Origin of the sequence: Ferruginibacter sp. SUN106, from assembly GCF_050611765.1 — a bacterium.
Taxonomy (GTDB): Bacteria; Bacteroidota; Bacteroidia; order Chitinophagales; family Chitinophagaceae; genus Ferruginibacter.
The window spans coordinates 1008660-1027380 of the sequence record NZ_JBODJC010000003.1; the positions used below are offsets into that span (position 1 = coordinate 1008660).

At 39.3% G+C, this 18721-nt stretch carries 12 protein-coding genes; 4 read left to right on the plus strand and 8 right to left on the minus strand.

The window, feature by feature from the left end; translation table 11 throughout:
- Nucleotides 1–97: 97 nt before the first annotated feature.
- Both ACQ334_RS15760 and ACQ334_RS15765 read left to right on the plus strand, forming a co-directional pair.
- Nucleotides 98–685 carry a DUF4136 domain-containing protein gene (locus tag ACQ334_RS15760; RefSeq protein WP_430989204.1) on the plus strand — a complete coding sequence of 196 codons (588 nt, stop codon included), beginning with the start codon at nt 98–100 and terminating at the stop codon, nt 683–685.
- Between the two features lie 142 nt (nt 686–827).
- On the plus strand, nt 828–1430 hold the full coding sequence (locus ACQ334_RS15765) for a hypothetical protein (protein ID WP_430989205.1): 603 nt from the start codon (nt 828–830) through the stop codon (nt 1428–1430).
- Between the two features lie 8 nt (nt 1431–1438).
- Here ACQ334_RS15765 and ACQ334_RS15770 read toward each other — a convergent pair whose 3' ends face one another.
- Nucleotides 1439–1714: a DUF1456 family protein gene (locus tag ACQ334_RS15770; RefSeq protein WP_430989206.1), complete on the minus strand. Its 276-nt coding sequence runs from the start codon at nt 1712–1714 to the stop codon at nt 1439–1441.
- A gap of 137 nt (nt 1715–1851) precedes the next feature.
- On the opposite strand from ACQ334_RS15770, the gene ACQ334_RS15775 reads away from it, so the two are divergent.
- Entirely contained in the window at nt 1852–2532 is a 681-nt protein-coding gene (locus tag ACQ334_RS15775; protein ID WP_430989207.1) for a DUF6250 domain-containing protein, read from the plus strand.
- Nucleotides 2533–2780: 248 nt separating this feature from the next.
- A complete protein-coding gene (locus ACQ334_RS15780; RefSeq protein ID WP_430989208.1) occupies nt 2781–3773 on the plus strand; it encodes a hypothetical protein in 993 nt (330 codons plus the stop codon).
- Nucleotides 3774–3865: 92 nt separating this feature from the next.
- Here the strand turns inward: ACQ334_RS15780 and ACQ334_RS15785 are convergent, their stop codons facing one another.
- The 7 genes from ACQ334_RS15785 to ACQ334_RS15815 all read right to left on the minus strand — a co-directional run bounded on the left by ACQ334_RS15785 (nt 3866) and on the right by ACQ334_RS15815 (nt 18702).
- The gene (locus ACQ334_RS15785) at nt 3866–6010 is read right to left on the minus strand and encodes a hypothetical protein (RefSeq protein ID WP_430989209.1); all 2145 of its coding nucleotides are present in this window, start codon (nt 6008–6010) and stop codon (nt 3866–3868) included.
- Nucleotides 6011–6290: 280 nt separating this feature from the next.
- On the minus strand, nt 6291–9641 hold the full coding sequence (locus tag ACQ334_RS15790) for a DUF4450 domain-containing protein (protein WP_430989210.1): 3351 nt from the start codon (nt 9639–9641) through the stop codon (nt 6291–6293).
- Between the two features lie 211 nt (nt 9642–9852).
- Nucleotides 9853–12765 carry an exo-beta-1,4-galactosidase gene (locus ACQ334_RS15795; RefSeq protein ID WP_430989211.1) on the minus strand — a complete coding sequence of 971 codons (2913 nt, stop codon included), beginning with the start codon at nt 12763–12765 and terminating at the stop codon, nt 9853–9855.
- Between the two features lie 50 nt (nt 12766–12815).
- Nucleotides 12816–13610, minus strand: coding sequence for a rhamnogalacturonan acetylesterase (locus ACQ334_RS15800; RefSeq protein ID WP_430989212.1), 795 nt, complete (start codon nt 13608–13610; stop codon nt 12816–12818).
- A gap of 4 nt (nt 13611–13614) precedes the next feature.
- The gene (locus ACQ334_RS15805) at nt 13615–14403 is read right to left on the minus strand and encodes a rhamnogalacturonan acetylesterase (RefSeq protein WP_430989213.1); all 789 of its coding nucleotides are present in this window, start codon (nt 14401–14403) and stop codon (nt 13615–13617) included.
- A 60-nt stretch (nt 14404–14463) separates the two neighbouring features.
- Nucleotides 14464–16359: a rhamnogalacturonan lyase gene (locus ACQ334_RS15810; protein ID WP_430989214.1), complete on the minus strand. Its 1896-nt coding sequence runs from the start codon at nt 16357–16359 to the stop codon at nt 14464–14466.
- 3 nt (nt 16360–16362) lie between these two features.
- Nucleotides 16363–18702, minus strand: a complete 2340-nt coding sequence (locus tag ACQ334_RS15815; RefSeq protein ID WP_430989215.1) for a glycoside hydrolase family 2 protein — start codon at nt 18700–18702, stop codon at nt 16363–16365.
- Nucleotides 18703–18721: the final 19 nt, after the last annotated feature.

Here is an 18721-nt window from a genome sequence, read left to right on the forward strand (position 1 = left end):
ATATGCTTTCACATTTTTTTCACAGTAACCAGCTTTACCTGCATGCTTTTTGCACGTATATATGTGTATTAGTTTAACTCATTAAAAACAATTAGTTATGACAATTCAATCAATAAAAAGCGGTGCATTTGCCGTTGTGGCAGGCATTTTTATGGCTGGTTGTGGCAGTACTGCCCATGTAGAAAAAGCAAAGAATGCAAACATGGGTGAATATAAAACCTATAGCTGGATAGCGCCGGAAAAAGCCAGGGGTGCTAAACCTAACCGGCGCAACGATATTGCGTTACAAAATATTCGTAGTGCAGTAAACGATGAGTTGCAGAAGAAAGGCTGGCAGGAAGTAAAGAATGATCCGGATGTGTTAGTAAGTTCCGAATTGCTGGTTGAAAAAAGCCAGAAGGAACAAAGCGATCCGGTATATTCTAACTCTTATGTTCGCTCTTACTACAACCCACGTACCGGACGGTATAATAATTTTTACTACCCTTCCAGGTTTATGGGTTACAACAGTTATTCCACCACTGTTAAAGAAGGTACTATTACCATTATGCTAATAGACACTAAAACAGACAGAACAGTATGGCAGGGATGGTCTACTGATGAGTTGAATACTGCACAGATCACCGACAGGGAGATCAATAAAAATGTGAGATCGATTTTTAAGAAATTTGATGTTGCTAAATAAAAAATATCCTGCAAAAGCCCGCTAGCACAGCGGGCTTTTTTATCCTCTGCTTTTTATCACAGAAATTATTCCCGCTCATTCATTTGAAATAAAACTGTAGCAGGGCTTTCGCTTTTAAACAATATGCAGTAACTTTAAAAGCATGAAAAAACTTATACTGCTTATTGTTATTGTATGCAGCGCCATTACTGCAACTGCACAAGCCCCCAAAACAGAATTGTATGATCTTGTAAAAAAATTACTTAGCGACAGTACCGGGTACGAGAACGTTGGAGACTGGTCTGTTGGTGCCCCTAAAAAATTTCCCATTAAATGGAAAGCCGACAGGCTGGAAATGAGTGATGATACCAGTATTAATTTTTTCAGAATGGGGACTGTAGATATTACACTTAAAGGCAAGTCTTTTACACAGGATAAGCTGCCGGTGAAATGGAATATTATGTTGAAAGGCCCACGTTCGGGCTATACTTCTTTTAGTATTGTAAGCGCTCCGCTATGCAGCGACATGCAACCGAAATACACATTGGATAGTGTATTTGGCAAAAAACCTTTTAAAGCAACCTTACTTAAAAGCTGCGATACAAAAACACTTGCCGGCTATTATTATTATGAATTAAAATTGCCTAAAAAAGATATAGCTTATTTAAAACTGAGCTGGGTATCTGTTAATGGCAATACTGCAGTAAGAGTGGACTGCTATGACGTTTATAGTAAATATGCTGCAAAACTTGATTGCGCCAAATAGAATAAAACCTAGTGCTGCTTTTTCGTAATTGGTTTTTCGTCTCCGGTATTTGTTTTAGGCTCCGGCAATTTTCCTCGCTTATAAATTATTAAGCCATTTAAAAAATTGCGCAGTATCTGGTCGCCTGCTTCTTCGTACCCGGGATGATCAGCATTCCTGAACAGGTCACCTAAAGCACCTTTAGATATTTTAAAATCCACCAATGCCAGTATTTCTATAATATCTTCATTGCGCAATGAAAGTGCTACTCTTAATTTTTTCAGTATATCATTATTACTTAACATGGTGTTTATTTACTTTTATATAGAAAGAAGTAAAAGTAATACAAATAACAGCATCCTGCTATTCTCCAGGATAGTTTACGGCAGGATTATAGTACATTTATCAGCCACTATTGCTAGATAATGATACGTAAAATAAAATGAAAAATTTTTTCTCTGCATGGTTATTATTTTGCCTGTGCAATGCCACTGCACAAAATAATACAGTAAAAGACATTTTACTATTTGAAGATAATTTTTCTTCTGCATTAAACGCCTCCAACTGGTTAGTAGAAAAACAACCGGCAGACAGTGAACTTGTAGCTGCAAAAAACGGCAAACTTTTAATTGATACCTATGGAGGAGCCACTATCTGGTACAAAAAGGAATTGAAAGGCAATATTAAAATAACCTACACCAGAAAAGTAATTGTAAACGGAGGAAAGAATGATCGCTTAAGTGACCTTAATCAATTCTGGATGGCAACAGACCCCAATGGAAAAATGTTTAGCCGCCATGGTGGATTTGCTGAATACGATTCCCTGAACATGTATTACGCAGGCATGGGCGGCAACTACAATAAAACCACCCGTTTCAGAAAATATAATAATGGCGATAAAAAGATTGTTGCTGAATATAGCGACAGCCTGCATTTACTACAAGCCAATAAAGAATATTTAATTGAAATAACGGTACTTAATGGCCTTGTAACATTCGCAGTTGATGGCATAGTTTATTTTACCTGGAAAGATGAACAACCATTTACCCATGGTTATTTCGGCATCCGTTCTACAAGAAGCCGCCAGGAAATAGATGACCTTAAGATCTACCAATTGAAATAGCTGACTGGCTTATCATTTTTCTATCTAAGGCCCTTTTTACATAATCAGCGCTTTATTGAAACCCTTTACTGCATTGAATTGTCCACAATATTAAACAAACTAAAGCTTTATTGCATTTGTAAGTAGCTGATTAGATTGACCCGGAAGCAGCTATTTAAATTTCTTAGTAAAATTACTGTCATATACGTAAAATCACCATTGCCATCCGGGTTTTCTACTATACTTTCGCACTGCTTAATACCTTTAACATGAGAAAAAAAATGCTTTTTGCAGGCCTTTGCGCATTACTCACATTTTGTACTTCCATTGCCGGCTATGCCCAGGTGAGTGTAACTTCCTCTAACGGTTATACCGTTCATATTACTGTACAACCCGTATCAATTGTACCTTCCTCTGCAAGTTGCCCGTTTGGATATAATTACAATGTAAATCTTCACTACATAGTTACTTTTACCGGCAGTAATATCCCTGCATCGTTATATACCTTGCAAGGCACGTTGGGTTGTGGTGCAAACAGTCATTTTTACGATCTACCTAATAATGGTGGCACCGGAAATGTTACCAGCGTATCTAATGTATGGAATCCAAATTCTGATTGTGCTACGGCTACGCCTGCTTCGTTACTTTGCAATACTGCATCTGTACAAATTGAAGGATTAGGCATTACAGCACAAACGCTGAATTTCTCTATTACCTCCGGCGGCCCGTTGGCCATTAGTTTAGCTGATTTTACTGCGGAAGCAATAAAAGAAAAAGTAAAATTAAACTGGTCTACTGTTTCAGAGATCAATAACGATTATTTTTCTGTAGAGAGATCAACAGATGGCTCATCATGGACGGTGTTAAAAACAATTAAAGGAACTGCTAATTCTTCCACCTTAGTTAACTACGAATGGATGGATGAAAAACCTGTTGTTGGAAATTTATACTATCGCTTAAAACAGACCGATCTTGATGGAAAATTCAGTTACAGTGTTACAAGGCTGATAAAATATACAGCCGGAGATAACATTTACGCATACCCTGTTCCAAATACAGGCAATACGGTAAATTTTAAAGGTATTGTACACCCTGAAAATATACAACTGTCATTGCTTAATGCTGCAGGGGCATTAACGTATCGCACTACTCTTACAACTAATGCTGCTGAATTACCGTTGATTAAACCCGGTATATACACCATTTCTCTTTTCAACAAGTTAAGCGGCGAAACAACCAACCTGCGGTATGTAAAATTATAAACTGCTGATAAAATATTACAAAAGCCGTCCCTTACTTGTTAGGGACGGCTTTTGTTTTGATCTTTCTTTATGAGCAAATTAACGGAATCATATCACAACATTTTTTTCAGGCCCTCCCATCTCACTTTCCATTTACCATCTTTTGGTATGCCGGGATTGGGAATGGTGCTTCCATCATAACCGGCGCACATCATAGCAATGGCAGTAAGTAATCCGCCATTACCGGGAAGATAGATCGTTAACCTTCCATCCTGGTAATTATGCCCGTTGTTTAAATACGTGTTAGTGGTTATGTTCATTAACAATGCGTCTATAGCTTTTTCCGGGTGGCCCAAACGTGTTGCTGTCATTGCCGTCATTGGAAAATCCCAGCCCCAGGTTTTATCCCAGTTCCAGTTATCCCATATCCAGTTAAAAGTATTTTGCATTATTTTTTTATCAATCATCGGTGTTTCAGGTGCCATGCCCAATGCTCCCAATACAGAAGGATGATCTGTTTTAAATTCAGGATTGGTATAAGAATCAGTAGCACTTTCTGTAAATAAATATTTATCACCTTGTATGGGCAATGGCGATAAATTACTAATTACATCATCCCATTTTTTATCTCTTGGTAAATGCAACCGCTCTCTCCATTGTTGTGCGGTACTTAATGCCCAATGCCAGTAAGCCAGCTCATACGTGGGATTAAAAGTTTGCTCGGCTTTAAATCTTTCCTGGGCTGCGATAACGCCTTTGCCTAAAACATATTTATGTGTTGCAGAATCGTAACGTGCAAAGGATGCCATAAAACTGGCTGTTGCAAAAACCAGGTCTTTATACTTATTTAATGTTTGCAAATTTGTTTTTTGCCTGTACACCAACTCTGTAAAATAAATATAATGGGGCTGCTGCCATATTAAAAATGCACCAATAGAAGAAGGTACTTCTCTCCCTTCATTATCAGTTACTTTTTGCCAACGCACCCCTTCATAACCCTGGCGCTCTGCAATTCCTTTCGCTATTTCTGCTGCTCTGTTATACCAGCTTAAACTTTTTTCCAGCAGATCTACTCTTCCCCATAATGCGAAATGTACGCCATGCCACCAATGCATTTCAATATGCGGTTTGCCATACCAACTGTTGTAGGTTAAACCGGTTTCCTGTGGCGGATTGCTGTTGGCACATTGTATTTTAGTAAGGTATTGAGAGAGAACAATTCTTCTTTCTAACTCATTTGCTCTTGTGTCAATGCTACCACTAAAATCTACTGCTGCACCACGCTGCCAGAATTGTTGCCATTGTAACCTGCTGTTGTTTTGTATTTGCGTATAGAAATATTCATTTAACCTGGTATCATCCTTCATTGAAAATTTGCAGGTAAATTCAAAGCTATTACCGCCGAGACCGGTTGGTGCCAATAAAAAATAATGCTTCTGCTTTTCGGTGATGTATGCTGTACTTCTCCAATTTAAACTGATTCTGTATGAAGTAGTATCCAATCGGTGCTTTATTAAGGCAGATCCAAAAGAGGGTTGTACAAGCGTGGACTCATGTTTATCATCATCCGTAAAATTATTCCCCATATCTGCCCAGCCTCCTGTTGGATAAGGCAATCTTATTCTGATTTTTATTTTTCCCTGTCTTAGTAATACTGAATTTATTTTTACGCCAATCGCATCATCCTGCTGATGGCAAAAAGTAATTACTTCCACAGGCACATCGTCTACAGTAAACTTAGAATGAATTTCACCCGTCCACATGTTTAATGTCTGGTTGATATTTTTTACATCTTCGATTTTAAAAATACTGCCGTCTTTCCTGGATATCTCCAATCCTATATTCGCCAGTTGCAAGCGGTGCAGGTTGGCACGATAATAATTGGAGGCTTCTTTATTTTGTTCGGGGCTATTCCATTGCACAGCGTACTTTACATCTCTTCCATTAAGATGATAGGTCTTTAGAAACTCTTCTTCTTTATAATTTTTTGTATTGGGAAAGCTATGCCACCCCCATTCGCTTTGTGTACCCAGCGGAACGCCTTTTGCATAAGCATCAGGAAAAGATTGCAAGCCTGTTGCATCAACAGTGAATGCAAATTTACCATTGCCTACGGATAGTGATGATAAGGTATCCATTGTTTTGTTTACAATGGTATGTCTTTCAACAAGGGCTTTGCGGTTGATGGGTTGTGCAGTTGTTTGCATGTTGCAAAACATGAAAACAAGAAAGAGATTTATTATAGTTGTTTTTTTCATTTGTTGAATATCTAAATTTTATGTCTTTTTAATTGCACCGTCCCTTTAGGGCGGTGATAAAAAGAACTCTATTAAGCGGGGCTTTAGCCCATTTTGTCAAAAATTGATTTTCCTTTTTTGTTATCTCTTTTAGTGCTGTTGCCTTCGCCTCCATCCCGAATGCTTTCGGGACGTACCTGCGCCGGCGCTACTTTTATGTTTTAACTATTATACACTGTAATAACAATATACTACACAAACTAAAAACATTATCCATTATCCATTATTAATTATTCATTGCTTAACGCATCAGCGTTACACTCATTAGCCCAACCACTACTTCATTTGCAAGCGTTACCAATTGCATACTCTTTAATTCTTTATCTTTTTGCAAATACATTTCCACTACCGTTGCAGCGCCGCCATCAATGGCACGGTTGGTAACACCTTTTATGGAAGTATATTTAGTTCCCGTTTTGGTAAACTCACCTGTCTTTAACAGCAGCCTGTAAGGTTTTCGTGCCCCTGTAGTAAATGCAAAACCATCATCATAATAATCCTGTTCTATTGGCCACCAGTTACTGGGATTTACCAATGGCAATTCATCTGTTGTACCATCTGTATAGGTTACAATAATTTTTGCATTGGTAAACTGGCTTTGCTGGTGATTGGTACTGCCCGCCATTAACAGGTAGGCCATTGCTGCTTTTCCATTTAATGGTATGGTTGCAGCTTTAGGATAATTATCCCACTGCGATGTATAGATGATATTCTTTGCCTCCAATGCTGATGGTGTGGCAAAAGGAACATTCACCAGGTGGAGGATATTGCCATTGCCCGCTTTAACCCTTGTACCACTGTCATTAATATTGGCATCCGCCAACGGATAGCACCAGTTACCAATACCCTGCCATGGAATTTGTAAAGTGGGTGACTGCGGACGCGGAGATAAATATTTGTTCTTAAATATTTGTGTCACTTTATCGTTGAAGTAAGGTTGCAGGCTTACTGTATCATAAATGCCGGGGCATTCAGGAGAACAATGCAGCCTGACTGTTTCAACAGGGGCTGTAATTTCATAGTGTACTGGCTCAAACCAGATTGCATCGCCCTGCTTCAATTGAATGAAAGCAGTATGTTTATCAACATTACCATTTACTTCAGCATAAACATAACTTTTCTTTATAGAGGATGCTTTAAAAATATGCTGCGGATCATCAATGGCAAGAACCGTTGCTTTTGCAAAATTAACAAACCATTTTTCATAGGACCGGCCATTCATGAAAGGCAGATCATCAAAATTATTTCCTGCCCAGCTAATTTTTATTATGGCCTGTTTTATTTTACCTGCTTCAATTGTAATCATTGGCTGACCAACCGCATTTTGCATCCAACTCCATTTTGCAGGTTTACCATTTACTGTTACAGCAACTACTTTATCTTTTACTGCTTTAAGCTGCAGGGTAAGATTCAATAATTTGTTATAAGATTGATTGATACTATAAGTAGAAATATTTTTATCCTGTTTAAAATCAAAACTGATATCAGGCACAGTAAGCTTTGCAAATTGCCATGCAGTTGGAAAGCCCGGTTTAATGATTAATTTATTATTCAGTGCATCTGGCGTAATACCAAACAATCCTTCTGTTAAACTTCTTGCCGTCATGCCAATACCATCTGCAAAATCACGGTACAATTCGCCACGTATAGCATCGTAAAAAGAAAGTTGCTGAAAGCCGCCCGGGCTGGCACTGGCATACATACTTTCTGCCAACGTACTTTTAAATAATTTGTACGCATTATCATTTTCGCCACTCTGCCAGTAAGCTAAGGCAGTATGCAGATTTTCGCCCAATGCAACGTTGTTGATACTCCAGGTGTAAGGCTGCCAATTAGTAGTGGACAACAAATAATATCCTTCGTCTTTCAATCCATTTATTTTTACCGGAATATGCGGAATATAAGTATCTACATAACGCATCATCTGGTATTGCTGTTTAGCATCCGCCACATTTTCATCAATAGCATGGTATACTGTCCAGAGCGCAGCTGAAGGATGCACCAGTTGCAATCCCATCAGGTCCTTATTTTCTGCAAACCAGCCTTTACCTGGTAACCATAAATCTTTATTCATGGCTGCGAAAATCTTTTTGGCTTCTGCTTCATATACACTGCCATCTTCACCAATCAATTTAGCCAGCATGGCGGCAGTTTTATTGGCATGGTAATTATAAGCAGAAGAATGGGTAACCCCTCCGCCGCTGTATTGCAAGGCATCACTGGCCCATATTGCAGCATAGGCATCGTACAAACCATCGCCATCTGCATCAAAATTTCTTTTCTCCCATTCTAAATGTAATTTAATGGTGGGCCACATTTTTTTTACATACTCAATATCGCCGGTATAATTAAAATGATTGAGCAATTCATCTATATACACCAGGTTCATATCGTAATGGTGTGGACGAATATCGCCACCGGGATTGCGGCTGATATAACCATTGCTAAACATTGCAGTACCCATTTTTTCCTGTTGCCTTGCTATGTGTAAAACAGTATCAAACACTACAGGCCCTGCAGGAATTTTTGTTACCTGTGATAAAGCATAACTGCTGAAGTGTGTTCGTGCCCTGTCGTGCCAGCCTAAAGGATCGGCCACATAAGGCCCACGCCATGCCGGCAAACGCATGCGCCATGCAACAGCGCCGTGCATATATGAGGGCTCTTCCCAAATAGCATCTGCAGCAATTGCTAATGCATTGCCCAAAGGATTGATATATGCATCAGGCGTTTGCAACACTACACGATCAGCTATTTTTTTTCTTGCCGTCTCAGCTTTTGAAAATATAGTTGCGGCTTCACTGTTAGCAAATGATGCTGGTGCTTTTTGTATTATAAAATAATTGACCCCTTTTTTATTCAGCATTACCTCTGCTGTAATCACGGGTAATTTTAAATTAGCCGGTGATGCCAGTAGTTCAGCCGGGGTATTTTGTTTTTCTGCATCTGCAATTTGTATAGTTGCACTATCCGGAAAAATACCAATTAATTGTTTTGGTTTTTCTTTTGCTGTTGTATCTGCTGCTTTATTATTGTATTGAATTTCGTAACGTTCTTCTTCGCTTAATGGTTTTGATAAACCATAAGAGAGTTGAAAAGTATTTTTAAAAATAGTATACCGGTTGTCTTTACAATATGCAGGTTGCAAATAAAAAGAGGATTCAGGATCGGCACCGATATCGCCATCACGGCTGAATTTTTTTCCTGTTGCGCCGCCATATACAATTGTTAGTGAAGTATTGGCGGGTGTATTTTCATTTTCAATTTTAATGATCATGCCTTCTTCATCTGCCAATGCCAGCACCGCAATTTTCAGCATGCCCCTGCCAAGTATACTATCTTTTATTTCATATAACATGGAGCCGGCACGATAAATTGTTTTTATATTATTGGCTGCAGTAATCCATTTACTTTTTCCATTTACGGCAATTCCGATCTTGCAATTGCCTCCCATGCCCGGCATGTATAATGCAAATTCAGGGAGATCACCTGCCTCTACCCTGAAAGCAGTGTTAGTGCCATACAATGCCCTGTTGAATTTTCTCGTGCCTTTGTACAAAACAAAATCATTGCCTTGTGGTTGATAATGCATGGTTCGTTCTATACCGTGCCATAGTTCAGTATTGTTTTGTGCAGAAGTTTTACAACTAATGAAAAGTAAAAAAATGAAAACACACTTATTGATGTAGCATGATCTACGCTTAGATAAAAGCTCAATAGAATTACTCCTGTACAAGAGTGCGACGCCACTGAAGCCTGGTAGCATTCCAACTGCCCGGTCTATAAGACTATTTTTCTTCATACTACTGTGCAATCGTTTTTGGTTTTAATTCATCAGGTGCAGCTTTGGTAAATGCGTCCCACACCAGTTTTGATGGCATGGAAGTTAATTCTCTTATCAAATTTATATCAATTGACTGAGTTGGTGCAAATGCATTACTGAGCATATAGCTTTGTAAGCTATAAAATAATTGTGTGGCTGCCGGCTTGCCTGGCATTGATGGTGATAAATTTGCACTGCTTACAATGATCTTTCCGTTGCCGCACCTGGCTTCAAACAGCATGGCCAGCCTGCGGTTCATAAACCAGGTATCAATGCTGCGAATCAATGGCTGAAATGTTTTTGGGAAATTTTCTAAATGCATTACCTGTGCCCTGTTCACTATTTCCCACCATTGCAGGTTGCTGTAATAGCTGGTGGGGAATGATGCAAATGCAGGACTTTTTTCATCCACCAAAATGCCTAATGTATGCGGTGGCCTCATTTTAAACCAGGAAGTATTCCAGAACACCGGTGTAAAATATTGCACCACTTCTTTTCCTTTTACAATTTTGCCAGCAAGATTTAAAAATACTTTGCCGCCTTTATCTAATACAGCAACTGCTTTTGCATCTAATGTATCGGTATAATAAATGGAAGCGTTATCCAATGCCGGCAATGTTTTTGGATACACCCAAAAATTCCAGTTGTTCTCAATATTTGTATTCTCAATGGTTACTTGCAATGACAATTGTTGTGCATTTATAATTTTCGCCAATGGAATTGTGATGGTGTTGATAGTTGTATTTTTTCCAGTTGGAATATTTTGCGCTGCAAATTTTCCCTTTGCAAACACTGCGCCGTTAGTGTTTACCAATTTCCAGTTTACTACCGCATTATTAATATCTGCTTTTCCGTAATGATAAATTTCTACTGCAGCCTGCAATGTTTCGTCATTAGTATACACAAATTTTGAAGTGCGTATCAACGGTACCGTGACATTGCAGAATTGTTTAAACTGCTGTGGTGTGGTATAACCTTTCTCCTTCCAAAAAGCATTTAGTGTACCTACAATAGCCGAACCCTGGCCGGGAAAATCCTGCAGGCCCAACAGCTGAAAACCTCCAAGGCCGGGAGTACGCAATGATTTCTCTGTTTCAAATTTGTAACATAATGATTGCAATTTGCCTGAAGCCATCAAAAATTTTTCTGCAAGGTCGCCCATGCCATTTTCTGCAAGGTCTTGTTGAAACATTTCAAAATTCTTGGCACGGTAATTACCGGTGTATTGTTTGATCTCTTTAAAATCGGGGAATACACACCACTGCCCCTGCTCGTGTGTTACATAAGGCATGGCGAATGGTGTAATAAAACGATGATAATCCGAATCGTTTTCAGGCATACGGTTATTCCAGTCCAGTCCCCTTGCTCCTGATTTTATCATGTATTCATTTTCGGGCACCAGCGGCCAGCTCATGGCCACAGATGCGCCAGTGTATAAATGTCGGTTATCAATACTTTTAAAATGCAGAATAAATTCTTTTAAATATTTAGCCTGGTTTCTTCCTGCAGGTTCATTGCCGGCGGCAAGCATGGCAAATGACGGATGATTGCCATAACGCTGCAGCATTTTTTCAGCTTCTTCATAAATGTATTTGTCGATAAATCTGCCATCGCCCAATGATGTCCCATGATTGGGCCATGAATCCACTTCAGGTTGCAGGTAAAAGCCTTCCCTGTCTGCTGCATCAAAAGCGGCTTCGGGTGGGCACCACGAATGAAAGCGCATATGGTTCAACCCATGTGCTTTTGCAATGGCAAATAATCTTTGCCATGCTGCAACATCTGTTGGTGGAAAACCCGTTAAGGGGAATTCACAATTATTTACAGTGCCGCGTAAAAAAGTTTTTTGCCCGTTGATGGTAAACTGTGTGCCTTCAATACCAAAAGATCGCATACCAAATTCTGTATAGGTTTTGCTTATGCCATTTGTTGAAGAAAAAACCGTAGCCATAAGATTATACAACGCCGGATCAAACTCACTCCACAATAACATTTTATTGGTCATTGGTAAAAGTAACTCCAGTATGGTATCCCCTTTTGCAATAGTAACAGTTTTTGTAAGCACTACATTGTGCTTTGCTTTGGTGTTAAATGAATTTGCTATAAGTGCAATATCAACAGGTGCGTTATCATTTGTTGTGTTGGCTATTGCAAGTAATACTTTTGCTGTTTTATTTTTTACATCAGGATATACCTGCACATTTTTAATATACACTTTCCGCTCCACCCTTAATTCCATTTTACCAATGATACCATTCCAGTTACCTTGTGTATGATCGGTCACACTGTGTGAATCGGGGCCCACATTCATGTCCTTAATACGGTTATCCAGTCTTATAGTGATGGTGTGTTTACCGGGTGTTATAAATGCAGTACAATCGTATTCATGTGCTGTGGCCAAACTATTTTGTGTGCCAATTTCTTTTCCATCAATCCATACGGTTGAAATGGTGTGCACCCTTTCTAAAAATAAATGCACATTTTGTTTATCCCAGTTTGTGGGAAAAACAAATTCTTTACTGTACCAGGCGGGGCCAATATAATATTTATTAGGAGTTAACCAAAATGGAAAATGTAAATTGCCGGGCTCACGATATTTGGCAAGCCGTGGCATAAAATACCAGCTGCTATCATAAATACTACCTGTAAATTTAGTATCGATAGTAAGATCATTGCCTTTGTTATTGCTTAACATAGACCCAGGCAATAAAACCGTTTCACTAAATTTTTGATTGAACCATTGTTCTTTAATACCTACATCATTACTATCAATCTTAAAACGCCACTGGCCTGCAAGCGAAATCGTTTGTGCATTGGCATTATAAATCTGAAAGACCACTGCAATAGCAATGGTCATTTTCATAAAAATATTTTTCACCTTTCTTCTTTCCATCAAAATAATTTTTCGTACCCTTCTTACTTTATATACTTTATAAACCTTATTTACTTTAAATACTTCACCAACTCACATTTCGGTAATTCCTTAATCCCTTTTACAATTGAGGCTGCATTAATGGCAGCACCTTCTCTTGAAGTATGCGTATGTTCATTAGGGAATAATGGCTTCACAGCTTCCTCACCCATCGCATCGTAAGTATCTGCAGTGATCGAATTCAGGTCAATAAAAAAAGCACCTGTTGATGCTGCGGTTTGCTTTGCCCATAAACCATAACCAGTACCGTTATACCGAACCACCTTACCGTCTTTCCAATCATTGCGGGGAATAGGCGAACAAATAAAAACAATAGCTCCCTTTGCTTTGGCATCAGTCACAAATTTTGCCAGGTACCAACCGTAGGTATGCACTACTTCCTGCTGTTTGGTAATGGGGTTATAAATTTCCCTTGCAGAATCTCCTACTCCTTTTATTGTGCCTCTTGCCCTTGCAGTATCATCCAGCGGACTGCTATCATTATGACCGAACTGCATAATTACATAATCGCCTTTCTGAATTTTTGCCACTACTTTATCCCATAACCCTTTGGTAAAAAAAGTACGGCTGCTGGTGCCACCTAATGCATCGTTCTCTAATTTTATTTTTGTAGTATCAAACAAAGGTGCCATCAAATCGCCCCAGCCCCACATATTGCCGCTGCCATCGCCTTTGCCATTTTTAACAGTACTATCGCCAACAAAAAATAAAGTTGGTTTTTTATCTGCCCTTTTTAAAACAATAAAAGAAGACAATAAAATAATTACAATTACTAAAAGGAAATTAATTTTTTTATTGGTGAACATGAGTTTAATTTTTTTGCAGTAAATAATTATTTAGCTCAAGTGATTTTAATAAACGAATACCTTCAGTAACAGATGCGGCATTGATAGTAGCCCCGGCTTCGTTGGTATGTGTATGGTCGCCGGGAAAAAGTTCTTTTACCTTGTCTGGCCCCATAGCATCATATTTATCTGCAGTGATCGCATTCAGGTCAATAAAAGCTACCCCTTCACTTGCCGCTACTTCCCTGGCCCATTTGCCATAATCATTATCGGCACGCTTTACTTTTCCGTCTTTCCAATCATTTCTCGGGATCATTGATGCTACTGCCGGAATAGCTCCTTTTGATTTTGCATCAGTAATAAATTTACGGATGTACCAGCCATAAGTATGCACTATTTCTTTGGTACTGTCAGGCCATATCAATTCAACGGTTTCTTCACCTGTTCCTTTTAATACGCCGCGGTAACCTGCCCTGCCGGTATCAGGTTTACTACCTTCGTTATGTCCGAATTGCATAATAAGGTAATCGCCTTTTTTTATAGTGCTCATCACTTTATCCCAGCGTTTTTCTTTGATAAATGTTCTTGTACTTCTTCCTGCCATTGCCTGGTTAGAAATGCTGAGCTGTGTGGTATCAAAAAAGTCAGCGATCTTTTCGCCCCAGCCACATTGCGGACGATTGGTGTTTCTTACTGTGGAATCACCAATGATGTACAAGGTTGGTTTTTCTTTTTGCAGTAAAAGAAAGGAGCTTAATACAGCAAGGGCAGTTAACAGCAATATTGTTCTTGTTTTAAAAAATGATTTTATCATACTTTACTTTTATACCTTATAAATTAGTTGCAATTTATCTAACCGCTTACGGCGTTATAGTCACTTTTTAATAATGACAATATTTTGTTTTGGCGGTGGTTGCATACCATCTCCTAAAAAATAATCTACATACGGTGGCTGGTTGTATCCAACATTCTGCCATGCAATGCTCAACCTGTATTGCGGATTTTGCATCAACGTGTACAAGCGATGATCTGTAGGAATTGTTGTGGAGAAGATACGCAACTCTTTACTGTCTGCTGTTCTAAAAATTACTTCTTCACGCCAGTCGCCAAACAGGTCGGCGCTTAATGCCGGTGTGGCCTTACTACCATTGTTGGATAAACAATTAAAATTCTTTGCATCAAATAAATTATCCAGCTTACCATTCTGATAATCCCATTTATCAATATGTGTACCATCTAATAATTCACTTAGCAGATCGCCATCCCACCATATCCTGAAATTTACACTACGTGGACTAACACCAATGCTTTCGCCTTTGGCAGATTTTAATCCTTCGCTTCCACCCCAGCACTCATAGCCCGGGTAACGTGGATCAATATCCGCACTCATGCCACGACCTACATCTTTATCCTGGTCGCCGCTCCATAAAATTTTTCCGGTAGCCGCATCATACATTACTGTGCCGGGGCCTTTAGTACCATCTTCTATTTCATGAATGCCAAAAACCTCCATGCCCGGGCGTGATGGATCCATATCTGTTACATGCACCGCATCGCCGTGGCGCAAGCCTGTTGTGTATAAGCCTTTGCCATTATCATCCACACACATACTACCATACACAATTTCATCTTTACCATCACCATCCACATCTGCTACAAATAAATTATGGTTACCCATTCCTGAATAAGGATTGGCAGCATCTTTAGAATCAAATACCCAGCGTGAACTTAATTTTTTATTACGCCAGTCCCATGCTGCCAAAACTGTTCTGCCATAATATCCACGGCACATTACTACGCTTGGATGCACACCATCGAGGTATGCAACGCAGGCAAGAAAACGATCAACACGGTTACCATATTTATCATTGCCACCATTACCACCTCTTCCACCCCATGCACCAATATCACCTCTTGCCACCAAATAATCTGTTGTTGCTAAAGCTGCACCGGTCAATCCGTCAAAAATGGTAAAGTATTCAGGGCCATCCAGTATGCGGCCATCCATTTGTTTATCCCCTTTATTGTAACGGTAATCTTTTGTACTATCTCCAATCACTTTGCCTTTGCCATCAATAGTGCCATCAGCAGTTTTCATAGCTATCTCCGCTTTACCATCACCATCTAAATCGTACACCATAAACTGTGTGTAGTGTGCTCCTTCCCTTATATTTTTTCCTAAATTAATTTCCCATAAAAAACTGCCGTCCATTTTATAACATTGAAAGATGGGAGGATCAGTAATGCCGCCTTGCGAATTATCTCTCCCTCTCCCGGTTTGATGCACAATAATTTCATACTCACCATCGCCATCTACGTCACCAACACTTACATCATTGGGCGTATAGCCAGGAGGAGTTTTTAAGGGAATTGATAAATATGGATTTGCGTCAGACCTAAGTACAGCAGAAGAAAATGTTTTTTGCTCCTTTCCTTTGATTACCGGAAACACTGCGTAAGAATTTGTTTCTCCGGGGTAATAACTATTAATAGCAATTATGTTGGTGGATTTAGTTATTGGAGTTTCATTTAGTTTTATTGATTTCAAAATATCTTCCCCCTTGCTTAAATCAGCATTGATCAGGTATACATTAAAACCAATATCTGCCGGATCATCTGCTAACAAGCGCCAGCTTACAAATACTTTTCCGCTATCTATTCTTTGTACATGCACACCACGGCTTAAATATTCCATTTGCCTTTGTGCCATACAACTCCCAAAAGCAAACAATAAAAAAACAGCTATACTTATTTTATCTAAAAACTTCATTACTTAATTTTTAACATTGATGGTTACTTCAGCACTCTTTAATTCTTCTGAAGTTGCCGTTATTTTTATCACTCCCAAATCAGCATTGGCTTTAATGATGGCAATACATTTCCCTTTAAATGCCCATCTTTCCTTGCTGAGATAATTTTCTGAACTGGCAAGGTCTGCATTATCTACCGCCGCAATTACGCCGGCGCCTGCAGCGGTGAATTTTATTTTATTGATGGCGTTAATACAAGGTAATCCATTTTCATCTGTTACTGTTGCGGTAACATACACAACATCATCCCAATTATCAGCAATAGTATTTCTTTCTGTAGTCAATACAATTTTTGCTGGATTACCTGTGGTGGTGAGTTCCTGTTCTGCCACTACTTTGCCCCCATTTTTTGCTACCGCTTTTAATGTGCCTTTATGAAAAGTGATCGACCAGTTTCTTGGCGATGCATTATCTGACGGCCTCGGTTGTACGCCAACAGATGTGCCGTTTAAAAACAATTCCACTTCATCGCAATTGCTGAACACCTGTATTTTTGCTTCATCGTAAGTATCAATATCGGTAGGGCTCCAATCGCTTACCCAGGCACCTGCACCTGCGTTAGCTTCCTTGCGCATTACATACAACACCGGATCATTGCTCCACCAGCTTTTTCTTTGATAAGCCAAATCTCTTGCACCACCGGTTTTGTCCAGCAGGCCTGAACCATGTGCTACTTCAGGCCAATCGGATTCGCCTAAATAATCTATGCCTGTCCATAAAAACTGTCCAGACATATAATTCTTATCTCTTAACGGAATCCACGCTGCTTGCTCAAGCCTGTTCTCTGTACCAATCACTTTCCAATCCGGGTTTTTATCATGTGCTGCTACCAACTCATTCTCCCTGTAATTCTGTCCCACTATATCCATTGTTTTTGCAAAACCATTTTCATATACTTTGGATAAAGCCGGACGAAATAATGCCATCGTAACCGGCCTTGTAGGATCTAATGAGTGTACGAGGTCCTGTTGCATTTTATATTTCCTGAATCCTGCAGAGTCATTTAAATTATCGTGCACTTCATTGCCAACACTGTAAATAACAACAGCAGGATGATTGCGGTCACGCAGTACAATATCTCTTGTATCTGCTTCCCACCAATCAGTAAAATATAAATTATAACCTTTTTCTGCATGGCTCTTCGCTGCGTTCCAGGTATCAAAGGTTTCATCCATTACTAAAAAGCCCATTTTATCACAAAGGTCTAAAAACTCTGGTGCCACTGCATTATGACTTGTACGGATACCGTTTACTCCAAGGTCTTTTAAAGCCTGTAAACGCCTTACCCAGGCTTGTAATGGAACAGCTGCTCCCAATGCACCTGCATCATGATGAAGGCAAACACCTTTTATTTTTACTTGTTTCCCATTGAGCAAAAAACCGGTACTGGCATCAAATTTTATATCCCGTATGCCGAATGACGTAGTGACTTCGTCCACTACTTTTTTATCAATGATAATTTTGGTAACAGCAGTATATAACTGCGGGTGCTCCACATCCCATAATGCAGGTTTGTCTACAGTAATATGCTGCGTCAATACCGGGATTGCATTACGCTCAAGCCCCAGTTTTGTTTCTGCTTTGCCAACAACTTTTCCATCTGGTGCTACAATATTTATTTGCACCAGTATATTTTGTTTTGCGGCAGTCTGATTAATAATTTTTGTCTGCACAGCTATAATTGCTTTTGCAACACTTATATTATCTGCAGTAGCAAAATTTTCCCAGTGCATTACATGTACAGGATTGGTTACACTCATACGCACATGCCTGTAAATACCTGCGCCGGTATAATAGCGTGATGCCGGCTGAATAGTATTATCGGCTCTTACTGCAATTACATTTTTCTTTCCATCGAAATTCAAATGACCTGTTAGTTCATATTCAAAACTTGCATAACCATTGGGACGTTTACCTAAATGAAATCCATTGATCCATACATCACTGTTGGCCATCACACCATCAAACTCTATAAAAGCCAATTGTTTGGCATCAGTTTCATTTACCATAAATGTTTTGCGGTACCAGCCTATACCACCCGGCAAATAACCTCCGCCTCTTCCTGTAGGATTGTTCCTGTCGTAAGGGCCTTCAATACTCCAGTCGTGCGGCACATTTAATGAACGCCATGCGGCATCATTAAAATCAGTTTGCTCTGCGCCTTTTACATCTTCACGAATAAATTTCCAGTCGCTATCAAAAGAAATTATTTTTCTTGATGGCTGGGCATTAGCTACCAGCAATAAAAAACAACTTGCAATAGCCAAACAAATCCGATGAATATTTTTTCTACTTTGTATCATTTTCTTAATTGTATTTGTA